The organism is Chryseobacterium sp. WLY505, assembly GCF_030846215.1.
Lineage (GTDB): Bacteria > Bacteroidota > Bacteroidia > Flavobacteriales > Weeksellaceae > Chryseobacterium.
Genome location: NZ_JAVCWI010000008.1, coordinates 39,012 through 62,875, shown reverse-complemented (window position 1 = coordinate 62,875; position 23,864 = coordinate 39,012). Strand labels below are relative to the sequence as shown.

Genomic DNA, 23,864 nt, shown 5'->3' with positions numbered 1-23,864 from the left:
CTACTTCTTTTTGTTAATAAAATGATTAGACAATACTAATGAAGCCCCGATAACCAGCACAAAATAGGCAACATCCTTACAATCAATAAGCCCTCTTGTAAAGCCTAAGAAATGCTGATAGAAACCAATATTCTGGAGGATAAAATCTGCACCTCCCAATAGTTTATAACTCGCCAGCTGTTCAATTCCAAAATACATGATGAAGCACATGAAAACGCCCAGCAGATAAGCCATAATCTGATTCTGTGATAATGAAGATGCCAGGATTCCTACTGCTGAAAACGCTGCGATTAAGATTATCAGTCCAATATAACTTCCGAAAGTCATTCCCAAATCAATATTTCCGGCAGGAACTCCCAAAACATAGACTGTATAAAGGTAAATTAAAGAGGGAATTAGGCATAAAATCCCAACGATCCATACGGAAAGAAATTTCCCGGCTACCAGTTCTGACACCTTTAACGATTGTGAGAAAAGCCAGTTTAATGTTCCGGTTTGCTGTTCTTCCGCAAAAGTTTTCATGGAAAGTGCCGGAATGATAAACATCAACAGCCATGGAACCAATACGAAATAGCTCTGAAGCGAGGCCATTCCGATCTCAAAAATATTAGAATCGTTGTCGAAAAAGAACAGGAAAAGGGTTGCTATCAAACTGAAGGCGGCAATAATCACCCATGCACTCCAGTTTCCAAAGTAACTCCAAAGTTCTTTCTTTAAAATTGCAATCATAGTTTTTTTGTAAGATGTAAAAAGGATGCATGTTTCAAGACATACGCCCAACTCTACAATTATTTGTTTTTTTTATTTTTATTAACCAGTTTCACTGTCATCATGATCAGCAATACAAGAACGAAAAATCCTGCAATTAATTGCCACCAATATTCGATCACCATTGATTTTAATATAACGGTGAATACCACCAGAAACAGAATGAATGTTGCAATTTCATTCGCCTGTCTCAGTTTGATATTGGCAATCGGCAGGGTATCTCCATGTAATTCTTTTAAATGAAGGACTTTTTTCCAGCACCAGTAATGGTAAATAGCAAGCCCGATAAGGAAGGTCAGTTTCAAATGAAACCACGGCATTTTCATCAGCCCGGTATTTAAAAAGATCATGACCAATCCGCAAACGGCCATGATTACCCCCGCAGGAACGGTGATAATATTCCACAGCCTTCTGGCCATAAAAGTGTACTGCTCTCTCAGAATTTTCTTTTTTTCTTCCGGAAATTCATCGGTATCTTTATAGTAAACGAAAATCCTCACGAGATAAAAAATTCCCGCAAAGTAGCTTACCATAAAAATAATGTGCAGCGCTTTGATTATTGTGTAAAGCATTTTTTAATTCTATTTTTTAACAGGAACAATCTTACTAAAAGTATCTAGTTTTTTCAAATATTCAAAAAAATTATCTTTTGCGTTATTAATCCGAACATGTTCAAATAAAACAATTAAAATAGAAATGAAGATCAAAGCAAGCCATAAATAATTTTCCTGCTGAAAAAGTACGATTGCAAACATCAACATAACTATTATTCCTAAAATATTTCCAAAAATGGAAAGAACACCATTGTATACGGTTAATTCAATAGTTTCCGGTTTATCTTCTTTTGCAACAAACTTTCCCTTAAAATAAGGAGACATTTTATCATAATTAAACTTAATATCAAAACTATTCTCAGATACCTTTCCTACGAAAAATTTGTTCCAATCAAAGAACTTTTTAGATAAATTTTTATCTATATCATTTAAAATTTCCTCTTTTGGTTTTGAAAATTCAACTATATACTTGGATTTAAAAAACATTTCATTGAAAATTATGCGCAAAGATAAGCTTATTATATAATTGTTAAAAATAAATTTATTTTGATTATAAAATCTCAATCAAAAACAGATTTATATAAAAAAATAGTTCGGCTCGGGGCAGCAAAGCTGCCCGAGCCGAACATTATATTTTCATTGCTGTACCCAATTCAATAATTAAGAGATCACTCCTAATTCTTTTCCAACTTTTTCAAAAGCAGCAATCGCTTTATCCAGATGTTCTTTGGTGTGGGCAGCAGATAACTGTACTCTGATTCTTGCCTTTCCTTTCGGTACTACAGGATAGAAGAATCCGATAACGTAGATCCCTTCATCCATAAGCTTTTCAGCCATTTTCTGAGAAAGCGGTGCATCGTAAAGCATTACGGGAACAATAGCAGCATCTCCATCTGGAATATCAAAGCCTTTCGCTTTCATTTCCGTTCTGAAATATTCTGCATTTTCCATTACTTTATCACGAAGAGAAGTATCATCAGAAATCATATCCAATACTTTCAAAGCAGCTCCTACGATACCAGGTGCCAGAGAGTTGGAGAATAAATAAGGTCTTGAACGCTGTCTCAGCATATCAATGATCTCTTTTTTACCGGAAGTAAATCCTCCTAAAGCTCCTCCTAAAGCTTTTCCTAAAGTAGAAGTGATAATGTCTACTCTACCCATTACTTCATTAGCTTCGTGAGTTCCACGGCCTGTTTTTCCGATGAAACCTGTTGCGTGAGAATCATCTACCATTACCAAAGCATCATATTTATCGGCAAGGTCACAAACTCCTTTTAAGTCTGCTACAATACCGTCCATTGAAAATACTCCATCTGTAACGATGATTTTAAAACGGTGATTTTTTTCAGAAGCTGCAATCAACTGAGCTTCCAGATCAGCCATATTATTGTTTTTATATCTGTATCTCGCTGCTTTACACAAACGAACACCATCAATGATTGATGCATGGTTCAGTTCATCTGAAATAATAGCATCTTCTTCTGTAAATAATGGTTCAAAAACACCTCCGTTGGCATCAAATGCTGCTGCGTAAAGGATGGTATCCTCAAGACCTAAGAAATCAGCAATCTTTTTCTCCAAATCCTTGTGAATATCCTGTGTTCCGCAGATGAAACGTACAGAAGACATTCCGTATCCATGAGATTGGATCATTTCCTGAGAAGCTTTCATCACTTCCGGATGGTTAGATAATCCCAGATAATTGTTTGCACAGAAGTTCAAAAGCTTTTTTCCATTAGCTTCTATTTCTGCACTCTGCTGAGAGGTGATAATTCTTTCTCTTTTGTAAAGTCCGTCATTCTCAATATTCTGAAGTTCGTTCTGTAAATGTTGAAGGTATTTTTCAGAGATCATTTTTAGTAATTTTTTAGATGTGCTAATTTACTAAAAAGGCAGTAAAATAAAACCCTTTATAAGTTTAATTCTAAAAAATTGAGAGGACTTTCACTTTTAACACTATTAGTCTACAAATTTAGTAGGATAATATTTATATTTGTTTAAAATTTTAATGCATGAGATTAAAGCCGGTACAAAAAATAAAGATGATCAGTTCAGAAACCTTTATCAACAACCACATGAAGCCAGGAGTTCCGATTATTATGGAAGACTTTGTGCATCCGGAAAGTCCAGCTTTCAAAAAGTGGAATTATGAGTATTTCAAAGAAATTGCAGGAGATCATAGGGTGAATATCTACGGTAGTGAGCTTGATTCCCTGGACAGAGTCGCCAGTGATCCTATTGCACAGACTACGTTTTCAGAGTATCTTGATCTGATTCAATCTGCTCCTACTGAACACAGACTCTTCTTATTTAATTTATTAAAAATAAAACCTGAGCTTAAGAACGACATTATCTACAATGATGTTACGAATGGTAAAATACTGAAATGGCTTCCCTTTATGTTTTTTGGAGGTGAAGGTTCTGTTACGAGAAATCATATTGATATCGATATGTCGCACGTTTTTATCACCCAATTCCAGGGAATCAAAAGAATCTGGCTATTCCCCTGGGAACAGTCTGATTTTATGTATAAACTCCCCTACAATTTCCACAGTCTGGCTCAAATTAAAAATCCCGATTACAGAAAATATCCGGCTCTACTTTATTTAAATGGTTATGAAGCTATTATCCATCCCGGAGAAACCCTCTATATTCCTTCCGGCTGGTGGCATTATATTCAATATGATACAGAAGGATATTCCATATCGGTAAGGGCACTTCCCTCTAGTCCGCTTGAAAAATGGCGCGGATTTAAAAACCTGGTCATTACCAGACATTTTGATAATCTCATGCGAAAAGTATTCAAAGAAAAATGGTTTGAATACAAAGTGAAAACGGCCAGAAAAAGAGGAGCCAGAGCAGCAAGAAAACAAAGAAGCTTTCAAATCTGAAAGCTTCTTTGGTGATATTATGATTGATTTTGGTAAAAGTAATCATTCATACTTTACCGTTTGTCATTTTTAATGTTTGATAAATTTGATATTCTTTTCATCAATCGTAATGAAATAAGCTCCGGGAACCAATTCTGCAATTCCAATCGCTTTACCTGGCTGATATGTTCCTCTTCCAACCAGCTTTCCGTCTATGGCATGAATGGTAAAATCTACCGCTTTGTTAATACCTTTCAGATTAATTTCATTTTTGGCAGGGTTCGGATACAAACCAAAACCTTCTTTCTCAACAGAAGAAACACTTAACGTATTATCCTGAATCACCGTAGAATTTTTCTCAAGAATCTGATATTCATAATTAAACTGAACACTTGCTATCGGGAATGTTACCGACTGTAAAAAGCTTTGGTTATTGGATGTATTATTAAGGACAAAGTAAGCTGTCTGACCTGCAGTTCCGGTTACTTTAATCGGTAAAGGCATTTCAAAAAAGCTTACGTTAGCACTGCTTTGCGTCTGAGAAACTTTGAATAAAGCCTGATTTCCGCCCTGCATCCACTTGATGGTATACGTAGGATATCCTTCGCCATACACCCAGTCATTGAAAAATTCTGTAAAGTCTTTTCCGGTAGACTGAAGCAAAGAAGCGTTAAAATCAGCAGTACGTGCATAGCTGTAGGCAAGGTTCGGTCTTGCATGATAATCTTTAAGTGCCTGATAAAATGCAGCGTCACCTAAAATCCACTTCAGCATTCTCAAAACATATCCTCCTTTAGCATAAGACAATCTGCTGTCAAATATTCTGTTGATGCTGGAAAGTCCGGAATCCGGTACATACACCGTTCCTGTTGTACTTGCGGTAATGTAGCTGGACTGACCTTGTAGGTAATTCAAAAATTCTGTATTGGTCATCAATAGTTTTTCATTGGCAAGATGTTCTCCAAAAGTTGCAAAACCTTCATTCAGCCAGATATCATTCCAGGCGCCACAGGTTACTTTATCTCCAAACCACTGGTGAGTAAGCTCATGGGCAATCAGCTGCTTGCTCCATCCACCCATGGAAGACATCGTCTGATGCTCCATTCCTCCGCCATACATAAATTCCATGTGTCCGTATTTTTCATTACGGAAAGGATAAGTTCCAAAATAGGTTTCAAAAGTATCCATTACCTGCTTTGTCCAATTAATATTCGCAATGCTCGTTGCATTTGAATTTGTGGACGGATAGATATAGTTCACAAAAGGAAACGGAGGATTACCAATGGTGTCTGTAAGTTTAACAAAATTGGTAATCGACAGTGCGATCAGATAGGCCGGCGTAGGATACATTGTTCTCCAGAACGTCAGTTTGGTACTTCCTGTAGGAAAAGTTTCAGACATCAGTTTTCCATTAGCGGCTACACTGTAATTGGATGGTGTCGTAATTTTAAAATCAAATCTTTCAATTTTATCATTTAAGCTCTGCTTGGTAGGAAACCAGTCCTGGGCCCCATAAGGTTCATTCAAAGTAGAAAGTACCGGAGTTCCGCTTTGAAGAGCAGTTTTGAAAGCATCATTACTTGTAGATGGTGCGCCTGCATAATAAATAGTAAGGGAGTCTAGTGTATTGGCAGGAATGGAAGCCGGAAAATCAATTTTCAATTCTTTTGAAGGAAGCTGCTGAAAGCTTGTAATGTTGGTTCCATGATACTTCACCTGAGAAACCGTTAAAGAATTGGAAAGATCAAAATAAATACTTCCCATATTCTGGTTAGGCTTAAAATGAGAAGTCACTGATCCGGAGATATTATATACCGCAGGATCCAGGCTCACATCCATTCTTTGATACTGTAGATCGTAATTTAATGTATTGGGATTCGTATTCCCAATATTCATTTTCTGAGTAAAGGATTTTTTCTCTTTTTCGATCAATCCTTTCATATCGGTATTTTGCTCATACTTCTGGCCATAAAATGGTTGAAATAATACAAATCCCAACACCAACAGGTACAATTTTGTCATGTTTAGAAAAATTTAATCAAATATAAAAAAAACCTTTTAATCAATGATTAAAAGGCTGTTATAATATATAAAATAAAATTTTTTTAAAGATCTAATGCGGGTTCAAGAATTTTCTCCATTCTTTTCTTCACCATATCTACCGATCCGGAATAGTTATTCACCATTAAAGAAAAAACCAATGTTTTCCCTGAGTTCGTTTTCAGATAACCGGCTAATGTTTTCACTTTATTCAGAGTTCCTGTTTTCGCAAAAACCTGTCCGTTTCCTCCAATATTGAACATTCTTTTTAAAGTTCCGGATTGTCCTCCGATCGGTAAAGAAGTCAGATAAGATCTGTAGTACTTTTGATCCATCAGAGAAGTAAGAAACTTCACCTGAGAAATTGGAGTTACATTATTGCTTCTTGAAAGTCCGCTTCCATCTATATAGTTAAGACCAATCATATCAAAACCGGCATCTTTCAGGTGGTTTGTCACTACAATTCTTCCGGATTCTGAAGTCTGGTCACCCATTTTCTGATATCCTACCGTTCTCAGCAAAGCTTCTGCCAATGAATTGTCACTGTGCTGATTGGTATAATAAATAATATCATTTAAAGTTGGGGATTTATACGCTGAAAGCAGTTTTCTGTTTTCCGGTGCTGCATCTGTCATTTTCGGAGTTACTTTTCCGGTAACAGGAATTCCGCTTTTTACCAATGTTGTTCTGAAAGAATTGGCAAGATAAGCAGGAGCATCAGGAAGTTTGGTTGTTAAAGCTCCGTTTCCTTCATATTTATCAGCATATACCATCTGATGATTATAAGGAGAAACGTAGAAGAATTTCTTTTCTGTAGAGAAACCTCCTTTTTTAACAATCAGTTTTTCGTTGGCCGGGTTGATATCGCGGGTACTTCCTGCCGGTAAATAATAATTATTGTTTTCCAACCATACAACATTTTCCGGAAGCACTGAAATATTGCCTTTGAAAAGCGCTGTCTGAATGATAATATCACCATTTACCTTTTTAATTCCCTCTCTTGAAATACCGCCTACGAAATCTGAAATTATATCTCTATATGATGCTGCACCAGCTTTGTTGGTTCCCAAAGAAGGGTCACCGCTTCCTATCACATAAAGATTTCCATTCAATACTCCATTTTCATCTATCGTTCCTGAGTACTCCAGCTGAGTCATCCAACGGTAGTTTTCACCCAGCATATTTAATGCCGTTTCCGTTGTAAGCAACTTGGTAGTAGAAGCAGGTACTAAAGGAGTATTTTCGTTGTACGAAGAGATGACCTTCTTCGTTTTCGGATCATACACTACGAATCCCCAGGTTGCATTTTTCAGCACAGGATCCGCCATCATTGTGTTTACATTAATGTCCACCAGTTCTTTTGCTGACAAAACAGTTTTCTCCACCATCGTACTAACGGGTGATGGCAGGTTTAAGCTGCTTTTCTGATTGTCATAATTCTGAGAATAAAGAACGGTAGAAACGGTAGATTGAGCCAGGAAAAGACCAGAAGCCAACACCGCCGCACTTGAAATATATTTTCTGAAATTTACCATCTATCTTCTTTTTGTTCTGTAGTTTTGACTCTATAAAAAATGAAAGGTTAAATCATTCAGTAAAAGAGCCAAACACTTAATCAACGTCCAAAAGTAGAAATTATTGTCATATAACGGACCACCGACCCGTTATAAAAGAGTGTAAAGTTTGTTAAAAATTGTTAAAAATCAACAAAAACATCTTTTTTAATGCTTTGATATGCAGTGATTTCATCAAATTCTTTCAAACTTATCAAAACCATGTTTTTGAATTTCTCATAGTTTTTCCCACGCGGAAGCTTCAGCATAATCTGAAACTGATAGAAGTTATTCAGTTTTGCAATCTGTGCTCTTTCCGGACCTAAAACACATTCTTCAGGAAGATATTTTCTGAGGATAGAACCCAGAAACTGTGATGCCCGGTCAGCTTTATCCTCTCTTCTGTGTTTCAATTCAATCATAATGAGCTTGGTGAAAGGCGGATAATGAAATTTCTGACGTTCCGTAAGAATATATTTATAGATCTTCGCAGGATTATTCATCTTGATCAGCTGAAATACGGAATGGTCAGGATTAAAAGTCTGAATAAGGATTCTCCCTTTTCCGGAAACCCTTCCAGCCCGTCCCGAAACCTGTGTGATCAGTTGATACGCTCTTTCTTCCGCTCTGAAATCCTGTACATATAATAAGGAATCCGCTTTAGGAATCGTCACCAGTTCGATATGATCAAAATCAAGTCCTTTGGAAATCATCTGTGTTCCTACGATGATATCTGTTTCTCCATCTTCAATCTTCTCGTACAATTTTTCGTAGGCGAATTTTTTACGCATGGAATCTACATCCATTCTGTCTACTTCATTTTCCGGAAAAAGTTTGGTAACCTCTTCATGAATCTGCTCTACTCCCACTCCTCTTTCGTTCAGCTTTTCAGAATTACATTTAGGGCAGGTTTTCGGTTTTGAAGCTCTTTGCCCGCAATAGTGGCATTTCATTTCATTGGCCGCTTTGTGATACGTCATGACCACATCACAATTGGAACAGTAGTTTACATAGCCACAGCTTTCACATTCTATAACATTGGAATAACCACGCCGGTTATGGAGTACAATTGCCTGATTTTTTTCATCCACCGTTTTCTTAATCTCTTCGATAAGCTTCAGAGAAAAGTTCCCTGAAACCTTTTTAGATTCCTGAGCTTCCTTGAAATTGATCAGTTCATATTCCGGCAGATTGACATTCCCGAATCTTTCATTCAGGAAAACGTATTTCATTTTATCTTTCCGGGCACTGTAGTAACTTTCAACAGAAGGAGTGGCGGATCCCAGAATAACTCCTGCTTTATACAGCCTGCCTAAAACCAGAGAAGCGTCTTTAGCATTAAAATAAGGGGAAACTTCCCTTGGTCTGTACGCAGAATCGTGTTCCTCATCAACAACAATAAGCCCCAGATTCTGGTGAGGTAAAAACAAAGCATTACGGGTTCCGATCAGAATGCGGATGTCGTTCTGCTTAATTCTTCTCCAGACTTCTACCCTTTCAAAATCGGTCAGCTTCTGATGATAAAAACCGAGCTGTCTGCCATATTTTTTTTCTAATCTTTGAGTAATCTGTTTCGTAAGAGAAATTTCAGGAAGCAAAAAGAGAACATTCTTCCCGTCACGGATGCATTCATCAATTTTCTCTAAATAAATATGAGTTTTTCCTGATGAAGTAACGCCATGAAGCAGAACATTCTTCCCTTCTTCAAAAGCTTCATCAATTTCAGATTTTGCTGTTTTCTGCTGTTCGGAAAGTTCTTCAAGTTCTTCAATTTCTCCTTCATAGCTTTCAATTCTGTCTTTCTGCATCAAGTATTCCTCTACAAGACCTTTGTCTGCCAAAGGTTTAAAGTGGGAACTTCCGAAATAACCGTCTTCAAACAGTTCAGATTTTTTAATGGGAACGTCCGGATTTTCCGTCTGTTTTTCCAGAATAAGAAGGAAAAGATCTTTCTGTTTCTGTGCTCTGTTTAATTTTAAAAGAATTTCGGTAAGATTGTGATTGGCCAAAACCTCATCATTAATTCTTACATACGCTACTTCTTTAGCTTTATATTTTTCAGCAATTTTCTCATCAATTTCAATATACTGAAGATCAATAAGCGAATTGATGGTTTTGATGATATCTTTTTTAGGAATAAATGCTTCAATATCCGTCAGATTGATCAGCTGCCGCACTTCCAATGCCTGAACCAGATACATTTCGTTAACATCCAGATTTTCAAAATCTATGACTGCACCAGATTTTAATTTTAAATAGGTTTCACTTTCCAGTTTTAAGGAAGAAGGAAACGAAAACCTGTAAATTTCTCCGAGGCTGCACAAATAGTATTCTGAAAGCCAGTTCCAGAAATCAATCTGCTCCTGAGGAAGAATCGGCTGATCATCCAGCATGCTGATGACTTCCTTGGCTACAAAGTTTTCCGGTGCATTATCATGAAGCTCAAATACGATGCCCGTATAGATTTTTTTTCCACCAAAAGGTACCAAAACACGCATTCCCGGTTGGATTTCAGACATCATTTCCTCAGGAACTTTATAGGTAAAAGATCCTTTCAGGTTTAGGGGTAAAACAATTTGAGCGTATTGCAAGGGAAATATTTAAAATGTAAAATTAGAATTTTCCTGAGAGAACTGCAACTTTGTGGAGATTCTTTCGTATTCCTTTAACAGACCCTGAAATCCTGCTCAGAAAAAATTCAATAGGAACGGACTTCAGTCCGTTTGATAAAAAATTAAAATTTCAATCGGCTTTAGCCAAAACATGGATTAAACGCAATGCTCGCAAAGATATGACGAATCCTTTTTAATTCGTTCGCTAAGGCGTTCCACTCAGCAAGGATACCAGGAGCTTGAAGGATAATCAGCTAATCTTCAAAGTTCAATAGAAACGGACTTTAGTCCGTTTAATTAATAATCAAAATCTCAATCGGCTTTAGCCAAAACATGGATTAAACGCAATGTTCGCAAAGATAAGATGAGTCATTGTAATTCGTGCGCAATGGCGTTCCACTCAGCAAAGGTATACTTACAAAATAACAAAGAATGCACATAAAGCGTTGCTAAAAAACCGGCCATATTAATAAACAATGGCTTATCATTAAAAAAGAAGTTCCGTAATCTCATACCAGAATGCAGAGGTAAAAAATCCTACAATAATACTGACTCCTATGATCAGGTTGGTCAGTTTTGTATTGAGCCGGAACTGTTCTGCGATGATACTTGAAGTAACCAATGTTGGCATTGCTGCTTCAAATACTGTAATTTTAGCTACATCTCCTTTTATTCCGAATAACAGAGCCATTCCCAGAACAATTGCCGGTGCCAGAATCAATTTATAAAGCATCGACATAGACATCTGTGGAATCAGTTTTTTCCATCCATTGAATTTCAGCTGTAATCCAACGGAAAACAAAGCTAACGGGCTTACTGTAGCCGCAAGCTTATCAAAAAACGGTTCTGCAATGGTAAAGTCAATAAACCTGGACAATACCAAAGCGGAGATACAACCAACCAAGGGAGGAAACGTGACAAGTCTTTTTAAAATAAACATAGCACTTACTTTTCCTGATTTACTTCCTCCTTTCACTGCGGCAATAATTCCGAGTGTAGACAGGGCAAAGAACATTGTTTGGTCACAAATAATAGCAATACTCAGGAGCCCTTCACCATAAAAGGCACTGATTAAGGGAAATCCAATGAATGAAGTATTACTGTATCCGCTTGCTAATTCCAACGTACTTCTGGACCGCCTTGAATATCCTCTGCTCTTACTGTAAAACATCATAAAGAAGAAGCAGAACACGGAAATTAAAAATGTGGCTGCAATCGGGAACAACATCTCTGTTGTCCATTTTACTTTAGGCAGGTATTTAAACGAAACTGCCGGAAGAGCAAGATAAAGAATCCAGGTATTGATACCTTTATGGGCATCGGGGTGGATAGATTTTGTTGCTTTGAATATCATTCCTGCAATGATACACACTGCAATCAGAACAAAATTTACCATAACTGTAATAAAATATGAGGCAAATTTACGGCTGATTTTTGAGTTGGAAGGGTAAAATTTATATTTTTTTCGGTAGAATTATAACTCTAACAAGCTTTCTTTTATAATCATTCTGCACATCTGTTCATGTCAATGTCAGAGCTATTTTAGACACCAAACTATCATTATTGTAATAAATAACTATATTTTAAATAATTTTTATAATAATAAATTTTAAAAGAAATTTGTAGTATTAAAAATGAACTAGAAAAAATATTGAAAAACAATCAATAACTACAATAGTAAAAAACTCATTTGTAAAATTATAAGACAAGACCATTCATATCATTTTTTTAATAACTAAAATTCTAAACAATGAATATTAATATTTTTAAAGAAGCAACTATAGGATCATTACACCTTAAAAACAGAATTGCCATGGCTCCTATGACCAGAGCCAGAAATGAAGACGGGATTCCTAAAGATTTCAATGCTGAATATTATGCACAACGTACGGGTAGCGGACTTATCATTACAGAAGGTACCGCTATTTCTCCTACTTCAAAAGGAGTCCTTCATATTCCAGGATTGTATACCGATGCGCAGGTAGAAGGATGGAAACTTGTCACTGATGCAGTTCATGAAAAAGGAAGTAAAATTTTCACTCAATTATGGCATGTAGGACGTGTTTCTCATGTGACTATCCAACCGGACGGACAGGCCCCGGTTTCTTCTTCTGATATTCAAGCTGGTGAAACTCACGCATGGGGATATGATGAAAACGGAAAAGAAGGTTTTGTGATTAATTCCAAACCCCGTGCACTGGCTACTGAAGAAGTAAAACAGATTATTCAGGATTTTACTGCAGCAGCTGTAAATGCTATAAAAGCTGGCTTTGACGGAATAGAACTTCATGGTGCCAACGGATATCTTATTGAGCAGTTTCTGAATCCGTTTGTTAATAATCGTAAGGATGAATATGGTGGAAGTATAGAAAACCGTTCGCGTTTTTTGCTGGAGATCGTGGATTCTGCCATTAACGCCATTGGTGCTGATAAAGTAGCTGTTCGTTTAACACCCTACGGCGGATTGTACGAAATGCCGCATTATGATGAGATAGAAGCTACCTATGAATATTTAGCGAAAGAACTTTCCAAAAGAAATATTATTTACATTCATATCATGGATCAAAAATCAAGAGGAAGCTTTGCATTACCGGCAGACTTTATGAAACGTTTCCGTAGCTGGTATGATGGGGTGATCATTCTTGCAGGAGGAATGGACAGGGAAAAGTCTGAAAAACTGATCAATGAAGGAGTGATTGATATTGCGGCATTCGGGGAAGCTTTTATTTCCAATCCTGATCTTGTAGACAGACTTGAAAACAACTGGGAACTCACTCCTCCAAAAAGGGAACTTCATTACGGCCTTACCATGGAAGGCTACCTGGATTGGAAGGTGTATAATAAACAACAATCCAACTAACATACTGATTGTTTAAATTTCACATACTATCAGAAAGAGCTATCGTAATCGATAGCTCTTTTTATTTTTTATGAAAAATATTTTTATAAATTTTATATAATCATCAACAGATTAATCTGTCATTCTGTTTTTCAAATCTACTTCAGCACCAAGAATTCTAACAATCTCTATTTCTTGTATTCCAATAATTCTGTAAAATATAATATGCTTGTTTGATAAAAAGCCCAAAATTTCATAGCCAAGTTCAGGATAGGATTTTCCAATCTTAGGATTCTCCGCAAGCATCTGACAAAAATAAATAAGTCTCTCGTAATATTTATCTGCCTGAAATTCTGACCAAAATTCTAAAGTATATTCATAAATTTTAGTAATATCTTCAACCGCTTTATTGGTAAAAGTATATTCAGCCATTACCTTTTTATTTTTGCTTTTAATGCCGCCAAATGCTTGTCCGGATTAAAATCAGCTGCTACTCCACTTTCAATGCCTTCCTGAATTGCCTTCCTAAGAATTTGAATTTTATTTTCTTCTTCTTCAAGTAATCTTAAACCAGCTCTGATCATTTCACTTGCATTTTTATATCGTCCTTCTGCAATCTTATGATCTACAAAATCTTCAAAATAATCACCTAAAGAAACTGATGTATTACGTCCCATATGATTTTGATTTTAAACTTAATAGATCAAAGTTACCATTTTTTGGTAATTCAATCAAATTTTTATGAGAATAAAAAAATAACTTTAGTATTATATTTTTTACTCCTTCATCACATCCCAAAGACTCATTACTTCAATTTTTCCCAAAGGTTTTGAAAGGGTAATTCTTTTTGAAATTCCTGGTAAGAGATCAAAGAAATTATCACTGAAATGGGTATCACCGATTAAATAAATGTCCTTAGCCAGCTTATCTGTTGAAATTTCAATTTCAGTGGGTGATATTTTTCTGATTTTAATTTCCGGGTTTGCAAGTTTTACATCTTTAGGTTTATTAAAAAAGAACAGTTTCTCAAATGTTGTATCTTTTTCAGCACTGATTTTTAAAACAGTTTCAGACAAATCAAACTGAGCGAGTTCTGCTTTACTGATACTACGTATTTTCTTACTTACATCTGCATTGATAACCTCTGACTGATTGACTTTCCAAAGTATTTTTCCTTTAAAATCAACGAGTTCAAACTTAATATCTGTGTTCAATTCTTTCATAAAATCACTGATCAGATAAATTTCATAGCTTTTATCTGTCTCAGCTACTGATACCAACACAGGTTCAAAGCTTCTTTTCGCCTGATAATAGAAGGCTTTCCAATTTCCGAGATAATCAATCGAAGACCATGAAACTACCGGCCAGCAATCGTTGAGCTGCCAATATAAGGTTCCCATATTATAAGGTTTTGCACGACGGTGAGCTTCGATGGCAATCTGCATCCCTCTTGCCTGTAACAGTTGTGAAACGTAATTGTACTGTACAAAGTCGGTCGGAATTCTGTAATCACGTTTCAGGTATTCATTAATGATATCCCAGCCGCGGGCATGTTTTTCGTGAGCTTTGATGATTGGATTCTGAAGGCTTAAATCCGGCGTTCCTGAAAACATTGATTTTGTCGTTTCAAGGGTAGGTGTACCCTGGAAGCCATACTCAGACATAAAACGTCCTACTTTTTCGTTGTAAATTTCAAATGGCTGCTCGCCCCACCAAACGCCCCAGTAATGAGAATCTCCTTCGGTAAGACTTTCTTTATGTCCCCAACCTAAGGAGGGAGAACTTGGCCAATATATATTTTTCTCAGACTTCAGGTTTTCTGCCAATGCCTTGGGAATTACCTCATGGAAAAGCTTTTTATAGTTTTTCCAAACCTGAAGAGAGTCATTTTTTGAATAGTTGAACTGTTTCTGATAGCCCCAGTTGACAATCGCTTCGTCAATTTCATTATTTCCACACCACAAAGCAATGGACGGATGATTCTGAAGTCTGTTTACCTGATCTTTTACTTCTTCTTTTACATTGTTTAAAAATGCCTCATCTGCCGGATAAAAACTACCTGCAAACATAAAATCCTGCCACACTAGTATCCCGTTTTCATCACAGGCTTTGTAAAATTCATCGTCTTCATAAATACCTCCGCCCCAGATACGGATCATATTCATATTGGCGTCTTTGGTATCTTTGATCAGCTTCCGGTATTTTTCTTTGGTCATTCTTGGTGAAAAACTATCGCCCGGAATCCAGTTCGTTCCTTTGATGTACAATGGCTGTCCATTCACTTTAAAATAGAATGATTTTCCCTTTTCGTCTTTTTCCTGAATCAATTCAACGGTCCTTAAGCCTATCCTGATATTTTTAGCATCAATATCTTTCTGATTTTTTGACAATTTTACTTCAAAATCATAGAGATTGGCTTCCCCACGACCGTTGGGCTGCCAAAGCTTCATCCCGCTTGTTTCATAAGGAACAGATATCGTATTGATTCCTTTTTTTAAAGAAATTTTTTGATGGTTTTTATTAAGATCTAAAATGTAATCTCCGGCATTCTGAGCATAAATTTCTACATCAAAGTGTAAATCATTCACCCCTTTATCAGATCTGTTCTGAATATCTTTAACGGTAATAATTTTAGCATTATTCCAGAATTCCAGCTGAACATCTTTCCATATTCCAGCAGTAACCAGTCTTGGTCCCCAATCCCATCCAAACTGATATTGTGCTTTTCTCACAAAACTTCTTGGTGATTCCGGTAGGGTGAAGGGAACTTTTTTGGCTAATTCCTTTCCTGTATTCACTGCAGATCTGAACTTGATCTGAACTGTATTTTTTCCTGCTTTCAGATATGGCTTCACGGGAATATTCCATTGACGGAACATATTGTCTGTTTTCTTTAACAGTTTTCCGTTAAGATAAATTTCTGAGAATGTATCCAGTCCATTAAAAACAAGATCAATATTGTCATTCTTTAATTCCTGGGTGGAGACTGTAAAAGTTGTCTGATAATCCCAGTCTTCATTTTCAATCCACTGTACTTTCTTTTCATTTTCATCCTGATAAGGATCGGGAATCACCTTGTTATTCATTAAGTCCAGATGAATGGTTCCCGGAACTTTCGCAGGAAGCCAGTTTGGATCTTTTGAGTTTTTGAACTGCCAGTGTTCAGAAGACAGGTCTCTTTGTGAAAATTGTGCAGAAAGGATATTCTGCATAAAAAGGAAAGCAAAAAGGATCGTTCTATTCATCAATAATTTTGTTTACAATTCTATGGATTCCATATTTAATAAGTTCATTATTAAAATTAATAAGCAATCCCAATTTTATGTTAGTCTGTTTCAGATAAGTCAATACCTGTGAGTGATAAATAGGATGTAACTCCAATACAGATTTCACTTCTACAATAACTTTATCTTCTACAATCAAATCAATTCTGTATGCATTTTCTATGTATACTTCTTTATACTTTAGAGGTAAAGATAGTTGTTGTTTAAAATTTAATCCCAACATCTTTAATTCATAAGCTAAAGCAGTTTCATATGCATTTTCTAAAAGACCAACTCCTAAGTTCCTATGCACTTCTATAGCTGCTCCTATTATTTGGTAGGATAATTCGTTTTCTGTCATTCATTTGTGTGTTTTTATTTTTATTGTGTAGTTTTTAAACGCAAAGTTTCAAATTTGGCTCTATAATATTTTAAGGAAGCGAAGATGGAATCGATTTTCAATCGATTGGGATGAAGCTAACTTCTTTTATTATTAAGCTTTATCAGCGGCTTTGCCGCAATCCTTTGCTCACTCAAAATATAACACATTTTATCTTTTAAACTTTGCGTTTAAATTAACAATCATAATCTAATTAATTATTTACTCTTCAATGCAACCACTTCATCAGCATTAGCAAAAGCTCCACCGTCAGTAATGGCAGAAGAATGGAAGTATCCGGCATGGGTAACTGCTCTTATCTCTTCAATATTGGATGAGCGAAGTCCACCTCCAACAAGGATTTCTATTCTTCCATCAGAAAGTTCAACCAGTTTTTTGAGATTTTCTTTCCCTTCAGATACATTCGGTTTCTGGCCGGAAGTAAGGATGGTTGTAAAACCACATTCGATTACTTTTTCCAGAGAATCTTCCAGACTTACAGCACGATCAAAAGCACGGTGGAAGGTACATGGAAGCGGTTTTGCCAATTCAACCAAAGCTTTATTCTGTTCTATATTAACCTCATCATTTTCATTCAGAATACCGAATACGAAACCATCTGCATGTAGGGATTTTAATTGAATCAAATCATTTTTCATCTGCTCAAATTCCGAATCGGAATAGGTAAAATCTCCACCTCTGGGGCGGATCATCACAAAAATCGGGATTGTAATTTTTTCACGAAGCTTCTTCATAGTTTCGAAATCCGGAGTGGTTCCGCCTTCGCTGAGTCCATCACATAATTCTATTCTGTCTGCTCCATTTTCAAAAGCAATGACTGCTGACTCAGGATTAAAACAAGCTATTTCTATTTTTGACATTGTATTATCTATTTAATTTGATTTGGGTTCTTCCTCCAGCACATCTGCAATCAGAAAGGAACCGTTTTGTTTTATTACTTTTATCACAGAAGGATATTGCGCTTTAAAGCTATCATCTCTCAATACGACCTTGAAAATATATTCATCTTTTGATGAGGATTTTAAATCACAGCTTTCTACTTCAATCTTGTTCCAATCCTGGGCTGAAATAAGAAATCCTGTTCCAATTCCTGCTTTGCCGGTATCAAATTTAGATTTCCATTTATCCTGAAATTCTTTGTCCGTAAGGCTTCCATCAACATCCAGATCAACATTCATGGCATCAGTTTTATAATCAAAATAATCTTTTGTAGTGATATTCTGCATATTTTTTTCTTCACTTCCGATATCGGCCTTAAAATAATCTACAATGCTTTTCTTCAGCCATTTTTGAGCTTCTTCAGCTTCATTGGACTCATTGTGTAAAACTACTTTTTCTTCTGTCTGTACTGGTTTTACATCTGTTTTAATCTCCTTCTTTTCTTCCTTACAAGCAATAATGAGAAATAAGGAAGCAATAATCGTTCTTTTCATATTTATTTTATGTTTTGGCTAAAGCCAATAGGTGTCATTGATTTGTTTAAATGGGCTAAAGCCCATTTCTATTGAATTTTTAATTATTTTAAGGCAAATTCCGGTTTTTCCAGGCGGTTTCCTTTCTGATCGTACACCGCAAAGTTGAATCCATCCTGAATACAGTAAGACCCATATTCTCCCTGTTTATTGATGGCAATAAAACCTACCTGAATATCTTTCAGATTTTTGTTTCTTCGCTGAGCGATTTTTACGATTCTTTCTACAGCTTCTTTACAGGCTTCCCGTGGATTTCTACCTTGTCTCATCAACTCAACCACAAGATGCGTTCCTACCGTTCTGATCACCTCTTCACCATGGCCTGTTGCCGTAGCCGCTCCTACTTCATTATCTACAAATAAACCTGCTCCGATAATTGGGGAATCTCCTACTCTTCCATGCATTTTAAAAGCCATTCCGCTTGTTGTACAGGCACCGGAAAGGTTCCCTTGAGCATCTAAAGCGATCATTCCTATCGTATCATGGTTTTCAATATTAGCAATGGGCTTGTATTGACTTGTCTTTAACCATTCTTTCCATTCTTTTTCTGATTCGGGAGTGAGAAGATTTTCTTTTTTAAAACCTTGTGAAAGGGCAAACTGCAATGCTCCGTCACCTACCAGCATAACGTGAGGTGTTTTTTCCATAACAGCTCTGGCAACGGAAATTGGATTTTTAACATGTTCCAGGCATGCTACAGAACCAATATTATAATTTTCATCCATGATACAGGCATCCAGTGTTACTCTTCCATCTCTATCCGGACGGCCTCCATATCCAACACTTCTTTCTTTTGGATCTAATTCTACGAGACGTACTCCTTTTTCTACGGCATCCAAAGCTCTTCCTCCTTTTCCAAGGATAGTCCATGCTTCTTCATTAGCTTTTAATCCAAAATTCCAGGTAGAGAGTACAATAGGTTTGTTGATGATTTTTTTACTTTCAGGCAGTTCCCCGGCCATTAGCTCTAAAGGGTTAATGGTAAGTGCTGCGGTTGCAATTCCCAGTTTTTTGATAAAACTTCTTCGGTTATTGTTCATTGTAGGTAAGAATTATTTAATACAAAGCAAATATCTTAAAAAAATCCATTGAAAATCTTATGGTTTTCTCACTATTTTTCTTTGCTATTTTTTATTATTTTTATAATGGTTATTTTAATTACTATTTATGTTTAAAACATTTAGAAGAATGGATTGCTTTAAGGAATTATCTGATGAAGAAATTCAGGTCCTTGCAAGCATCAGTACTCCTAAACTTCTTCGGAAAAAAGAAAAACTTTTAGAACCCGGTCAGCCGTTTAATCATTTATTTATATTGACCAGTGGTTTGCTGAGATTTTTTTTCGACGATGAAAACGGAGTTGAAATCAATACTTTTCTACCTTCAGAAAAAGAGGTTGCCTTTCTGGAGAGCCCTGAATCTTATTCCCCTGAAGGCGCAAGAAAGTATACCATACAGGCTGTGATTGATTCTCAGATTATTCTTTTCAATAAAGGTGAATTTGAGCAGATTGCATTTCAGCATAAAGGAATTTACAATTTGTATTTAAAGTCTTTGAAACAGATTATCGGCATTTTATCTGCACGTACAGAGCAGTTCTGCAGGAGCTCGCCGCTTTCCCGTTATGAAGACTTTCTGAACAACCATCCTTTTGTCTGTCAAAATGCAAACAGAAAGTATATTGCTAACTTTCTTGGCATTACCCCAAACTCACTTTCCCGTATTACTGCCCGCGACAATAAAAAAAATAATCAGGGAAAAAAATAACTTAAGAATATTTTTAATTGCTCTGTTCAATATAATTTTGTCCGGTCAAAAACTTGTTCTTCATCAATAAAAAAAAACCAAATGAAAAAAAATATAATCATCTTCAAAGCATTCCATCTTATAGAATAGTCTTTACATCTTAACAGAAGTACTATATGATTATCCGGATTTTTATCCGGGTGTTAATCTGTATTTTCTTAAGTCAACATTTTATTATACCCATTTATGCAAAGAATAACCACCATTCTCTGCCTGTTATTAGCATGCAATTTTGTTCAGGCATCTACAGGCAATATTGAAGACAAAATAGCCGACGGAGCTTCCTGGCTAATCCTACTTGTATTGCCTGTTGCCGGAATTTATCTCTTCTGGAAGGTTCATATTTATCCGGAAAAAGTAGCAGAAAAAAAGAAACACCCTCAACTGAACGCCATAAAAAGTATGTGCCTCCTTTCCCTTGTTTTTGGAGGCCTTTTATGGCCGGTTGCCTTAATCTGGGCCAACTATAATTATGGAGACCAGGCGGCTTCTGAAAAAGAAACAGACCACACGGATTTACCTGAAGAAAAATTTGAATCTATCGAAAATTAAAAAAAATGCTGGAATTACTCATCGCAATATATGCCGGAATATGCTGGCTTCTTATTAAAAAATTAAAACTGATCCCGTGGACATTTACCACCCAGGTTGTTGTTTACTCACTTCCTATTTTCGGGTCCATCGCTCTAATATTAAGCCTGAACTACTTTTGTCCTATTACTTCAGATGTAAAGGTAGTAAACCGAAGTGTGGATATTACTACTCAGGTTTTAGGAAAGGTGAAGAAAGTATATGTAAAGACCAATCAGGAAGTAAAAAAGGGTGATACTTTATTTGTAATTGACAGAGAACCCTATTTACAGGAAATTAAATCACTGGAAGCTAAACTTAGCAGTATGAAAGCCACGGTACATTCCTATGATACAGACATTTCGGCTTCCAGAAAAAACATCACCGCATTACAATCACAGCTTGATCTTGCCAACAAACGAGTGGCTCAATATCAGGAGCTTGTGCAGGCAGGAGCAGCCAACAAATTTGATCTTGAACAGGCGATAACCAATGCACGTGATCTGCAATCCCGAATCAGTGCAGCGCAGTCACAGCAGCAGTCTTTGGAAACAAAATCCAACGCTTCTTATGGTGGAGAAAATTCATCGGTGTCTGAGATTCAGGCCAAGCTGGACCAGGCAAAATGGAATCTTTCCCAAACCGTTGTTCTGGCCCCTACAGATGGGGTGATTCCTAATGTACAGCTGAATGAAGGGGCTATTATGGCGCCTTTCAAATCTGCATTTGTTCTGATTCAGAAACAGCAGTCAGTTATTGGATTTTTTGCTCAGAATGAGCTTGAATCAGTAAAAAAAGGAAATGAAGTAGAGCTTGCTCTTAAAACAGAACCGGGAAAAGTGGTGAAGGCCAAGCTTGAATATGTCATTGATGCTACGAGCCAGGGAATCATGAATAATGCAGGAGGAATGCTAGGCGGAAACGGTTCTACGGCAGGACTTCCCGATACTGCCAGACAATTACCTGAAACCGATGGAAAGCTTATTGCCAAGTTTGTACTGGAAGATAGCCAGAAACAGCTTACAGTGGGAGCAAGAGGAGCAGCAGTGATCTATTCTGATCATGTTAAACCTCTTCATCTTATCCGAAAAGTAATGGTGCGTATCAACAGTAAAATCAATTATTTGATTCCTAAACTTCATTAACATGTATAAAAAGTTAATTTTATTGAGCGCAATTGCTATAAGCTTAAGCTCATGCATCGGTTATAAAGAAGCTACGAAGGAGAATATAAATGAGCTGAAAGAAAAGAGTGAAATTGCGTTTCATATACAGATTCCGGATGACTGGATTTTTGACAGAAAGGCTGGATCAAAATCAATTTCCTATGACTGGATCAATGATCTTAAGACCTCACAGCTGGAAGCTCTTATTAATGAAGGAATGTTATATAATGCGGATCTGATTATTGCCAGAGAAAAGCTCAATCAGGTTGAGCTGGCCATGGAAATTGCCGGAAGTGATCTTTATCCGAGTGTAAATGCTGTTGCCAACACTTCCAATAATCTGGTCAGCGGAAGCCAGGTTCAGCGTCTTGCCTTAAAAGCCAATTGGGAAATTGATCTTTGGGGTAAAAATAAATCTTCACAGATGGCAAGTACCAGCAGTTATTTTTCTTCTAAACACCAGAATACCCTGCTGCATCAATCTATTGCAGGAATGATTGCCAAAGCTTATTTTCTGAATATTGCAGGAAACATCCAGGAAGATAAGATTGAAAGCTATATTCAGAAAACCAAAGATCTGGAGAAGCTTTATATCATTCAAAAAAAAGTAGGAACGGCCAATGCTCTCGATATTTCCAATATCTCTGCGGAAATCATTTCTTTGCAGGGGTATCTTGAAAAGATTAAAAATGCCAACAGGCAGTCCAGAAGGTCTCTGGAACTTCTCACCGGGAAATATCCGGAGGGAAAACTGGCAACCCAGAACTTTTTCACCCCTGTAAAAAGTAGTATTCCTGAATCTTTTCCTCTTGAACTTCTGGAAAACCGATCAGACATACAGGCCAGTCATTTTCAGATCGAAAAAGCTTTTTATGAAGTACAGGAGGCTAAAGCAGCAAGACTTCCTTCACTAAGTATCAGTTCTTCGATTGGAAGTGCCGGAAGTAATGTGGAATCCATTAATTCTCTATTTTCCAATCCTTTGGTAAAAGTGGGAGGAGGATTGGTTTCTCCACTATTCAATGGTGGAAAGCTTAAAAAGAATGTGGAAGTAAAAAATTCCCAGCAAAAACAAGTCGTTGAAGAATATTCAAAAGCTGTTCTGAATGCATTAAATGAGGTGGAATCTTCTTTAGCCAATCTCCGTTCTATTGAAAAGCAGATGAGTTATACTACTAACGCTGTTAATGAACTGAAAAACAATATTACGCTTACAGAGAAGCAAATAAAGGTGGGTACCAACAACAGTTTTGTACTTATCCGTAAACAAAGGGACCTTTTGAAAAGTGAAATGAACCTCATCAATCTGGAACTTCAGTACAGAATAGAGCGTATAAATCTTTATATGGCTTTAGGTGCGGAGAACTTCATTTATTCATAATTTTTATACTTGGAGAGACTGCAGATTATGTTCTGCAGTCTTTTTTATAATTTATAAGATATCAATGACGCAATTTGTCTCTGAAATATCCATATACCCATGTTCCGGCAATAGCGCTCAGTAAGGTAACAGATACGGCTAAAGCACCCGTCCCGATCTGAGCAAAAAGAGGTCCGGGACAGGCTCCGGTTATCGCCCAGCCAAAACCAAAAATCAATCCACCGTAAATCTGACCTTTGTTGAACTTTTTAGGAGTAAGGGTAATAGGTTCCCCATATATTGTTTTTATTTTAAATTTTTTAATCAGCCATACTGAAATCATTCCTACCAATACAGCACTTCCAATAATTCCGTACATATGGAAAGACTGAAGACGGAACATTTCCTGTATTCTGAACCAGCTGATTACTTCTGCTTTTACGAAAATAATCCCAAAAATAATTCCTGCTGCAAGGTATTTCAGATTGTGATACCATTTGTGATTAAGGGCACTTTCGTTCACACAAACAGTATCCTGGCGGCGTATATCCTGTTCTTTTTCTTTGATCATAATGTAATTCTCTTTTT

22 protein-coding genes are annotated in these 23,864 nt (G+C 36.6%); 6 read left to right on the top strand and 16 right to left on the bottom strand.

Annotated features, from left to right (window positions below):
* The 4 genes from RAH34_RS16165 to kbl all read right to left on the bottom strand — a co-directional run bounded on the left by RAH34_RS16165 (position 1) and on the right by kbl (position 3,179).
* Positions 1-729: an ABC transporter permease gene (locus RAH34_RS16165; RefSeq protein WP_306596797.1), complete on the bottom strand. Its 729-nt coding sequence runs from the start codon at positions 727-729 to the stop codon at positions 1-3.
* A 59-nt stretch (positions 730-788) separates the two neighbouring features.
* Positions 789-1,340 (bottom strand): CopD family protein, encoded by a 552-nt coding sequence (locus RAH34_RS16160; RefSeq protein ID WP_114820617.1) that lies wholly within the window; start codon positions 1,338-1,340, stop codon positions 789-791.
* Positions 1,341-1,349: 9 nt separating this feature from the next.
* Complete coding sequence (locus tag RAH34_RS16155) at positions 1,350-1,808, bottom strand: hypothetical protein (RefSeq protein WP_306596796.1); 459 nt, start codon at positions 1,806-1,808, stop codon at positions 1,350-1,352.
* Between the two features lie 174 nt (positions 1,809-1,982).
* On the bottom strand, positions 1,983-3,179 hold the full coding sequence (gene kbl, locus RAH34_RS16150) for a glycine C-acetyltransferase (protein WP_079241073.1): 1,197 nt from the start codon (positions 3,177-3,179) through the stop codon (positions 1,983-1,985).
* Positions 3,180-3,337: 158 nt separating this feature from the next.
* On the opposite strand from kbl, the gene RAH34_RS16145 reads away from it, so the two are divergent.
* Positions 3,338-4,216: a cupin-like domain-containing protein gene (locus RAH34_RS16145; protein ID WP_306596795.1), complete on the top strand. Its 879-nt coding sequence runs from the start codon at positions 3,338-3,340 to the stop codon at positions 4,214-4,216.
* 69 nt (positions 4,217-4,285) lie between these two features.
* Here the strand turns inward: RAH34_RS16145 and RAH34_RS16140 are convergent, their stop codons facing one another.
* The 4 genes from RAH34_RS16140 to RAH34_RS16125 form a co-directional block, all read right to left on the bottom strand.
* On the bottom strand, positions 4,286-6,217 hold the full coding sequence (locus tag RAH34_RS16140; protein WP_306596794.1) for a M1 family metallopeptidase: 1,932 nt from the start codon (positions 6,215-6,217) through the stop codon (positions 4,286-4,288).
* 83 nt (positions 6,218-6,300) lie between these two features.
* Positions 6,301-7,770: a D-alanyl-D-alanine carboxypeptidase/D-alanyl-D-alanine-endopeptidase gene (dacB, locus tag RAH34_RS16135; RefSeq protein WP_114820621.1), complete on the bottom strand. Its 1,470-nt coding sequence runs from the start codon at positions 7,768-7,770 to the stop codon at positions 6,301-6,303.
* 161 nt (positions 7,771-7,931) lie between these two features.
* Entirely contained in the window at positions 7,932-10,379 is a 2,448-nt protein-coding gene (priA, locus tag RAH34_RS16130; protein WP_306596793.1) for a primosomal protein N', read from the bottom strand.
* A gap of 508 nt (positions 10,380-10,887) precedes the next feature.
* Positions 10,888-11,796, bottom strand: coding sequence for an AEC family transporter (locus RAH34_RS16125; protein WP_114820623.1), 909 nt, complete (start codon positions 11,794-11,796; stop codon positions 10,888-10,890).
* A gap of 354 nt (positions 11,797-12,150) precedes the next feature.
* Here RAH34_RS16125 and RAH34_RS16120 point away from each other — a divergent pair, with 354 nt between their 5' ends.
* Positions 12,151-13,260 carry an alkene reductase gene (locus RAH34_RS16120; protein ID WP_306596792.1) on the top strand — a complete coding sequence of 370 codons (1,110 nt, stop codon included), beginning with the start codon at positions 12,151-12,153 and terminating at the stop codon, positions 13,258-13,260.
* 111 nt (positions 13,261-13,371) lie between these two features.
* On the opposite strand, the gene RAH34_RS16115 is transcribed toward RAH34_RS16120, so the two are convergent.
* The 7 genes from RAH34_RS16115 to RAH34_RS16085 form a co-directional block, all read right to left on the bottom strand.
* On the bottom strand, positions 13,372-13,671 hold the full coding sequence (locus RAH34_RS16115; RefSeq protein WP_306596791.1) for a type II toxin-antitoxin system RelE/ParE family toxin: 300 nt from the start codon (positions 13,669-13,671) through the stop codon (positions 13,372-13,374).
* Entirely contained in the window at positions 13,671-13,916 is a 246-nt protein-coding gene (locus tag RAH34_RS16110; protein ID WP_306596790.1) for a type II toxin-antitoxin system ParD family antitoxin, read from the bottom strand. Before RAH34_RS16110 ends, RAH34_RS16115 begins: the two co-directional genes overlap by 1 nt.
* A gap of 99 nt (positions 13,917-14,015) precedes the next feature.
* Complete coding sequence (locus tag RAH34_RS16105; RefSeq protein ID WP_306596789.1) at positions 14,016-16,484, bottom strand: glycoside hydrolase family 2 protein; 2,469 nt, start codon at positions 16,482-16,484, stop codon at positions 14,016-14,018.
* Complete coding sequence (locus RAH34_RS16100) at positions 16,477-16,863, bottom strand: GxxExxY protein (protein WP_306596788.1); 387 nt, start codon at positions 16,861-16,863, stop codon at positions 16,477-16,479. Before RAH34_RS16100 ends, RAH34_RS16105 begins: the two co-directional genes overlap by 8 nt.
* A 236-nt stretch (positions 16,864-17,099) precedes the next feature.
* On the bottom strand, positions 17,100-17,762 hold the full coding sequence (locus RAH34_RS16095) for a copper homeostasis protein CutC (protein ID WP_306596787.1): 663 nt from the start codon (positions 17,760-17,762) through the stop codon (positions 17,100-17,102).
* Positions 17,763-17,774: 12 nt separating this feature from the next.
* Positions 17,775-18,335 (bottom strand): hypothetical protein, encoded by a 561-nt coding sequence (locus RAH34_RS16090; protein WP_306596786.1) that lies wholly within the window; start codon positions 18,333-18,335, stop codon positions 17,775-17,777.
* Positions 18,336-18,418: 83 nt separating this feature from the next.
* Positions 18,419-19,414, bottom strand: coding sequence for an isoaspartyl peptidase/L-asparaginase family protein (locus tag RAH34_RS16085; protein ID WP_306596785.1), 996 nt, complete (start codon positions 19,412-19,414; stop codon positions 18,419-18,421).
* A 148-nt stretch (positions 19,415-19,562) separates the two neighbouring features.
* Here RAH34_RS16085 and RAH34_RS16080 point away from each other — a divergent pair, with 148 nt between their 5' ends.
* The 4 genes from RAH34_RS16080 to RAH34_RS16065 all read left to right on the top strand — a co-directional run bounded on the left by RAH34_RS16080 (position 19,563) and on the right by RAH34_RS16065 (position 23,297).
* Positions 19,563-20,141, top strand: a complete 579-nt coding sequence (locus RAH34_RS16080; protein ID WP_306596784.1) for a Crp/Fnr family transcriptional regulator — start codon at positions 19,563-19,565, stop codon at positions 20,139-20,141.
* 225 nt (positions 20,142-20,366) lie between these two features.
* Positions 20,367-20,732: a DUF3302 domain-containing protein gene (locus tag RAH34_RS16075; RefSeq protein WP_306596783.1), complete on the top strand. Its 366-nt coding sequence runs from the start codon at positions 20,367-20,369 to the stop codon at positions 20,730-20,732.
* A 5-nt stretch (positions 20,733-20,737) separates the two neighbouring features.
* Positions 20,738-21,895 carry an HlyD family secretion protein gene (locus RAH34_RS16070; protein WP_306596782.1) on the top strand — a complete coding sequence of 386 codons (1,158 nt, stop codon included), beginning with the start codon at positions 20,738-20,740 and terminating at the stop codon, positions 21,893-21,895.
* A gap of 1 nt (position 21,896) precedes the next feature.
* Complete coding sequence (locus RAH34_RS16065) at positions 21,897-23,297, top strand: TolC family protein (RefSeq protein WP_306596781.1); 1,401 nt, start codon at positions 21,897-21,899, stop codon at positions 23,295-23,297.
* Between the two features lie 61 nt (positions 23,298-23,358).
* Here RAH34_RS16065 and RAH34_RS16060 read toward each other — a convergent pair whose 3' ends face one another.
* On the bottom strand, positions 23,359-23,847 hold the full coding sequence (locus RAH34_RS16060) for a DUF6691 family protein (RefSeq protein ID WP_306596780.1): 489 nt from the start codon (positions 23,845-23,847) through the stop codon (positions 23,359-23,361).
* Positions 23,848-23,864 lie beyond the last annotated feature (17 nt).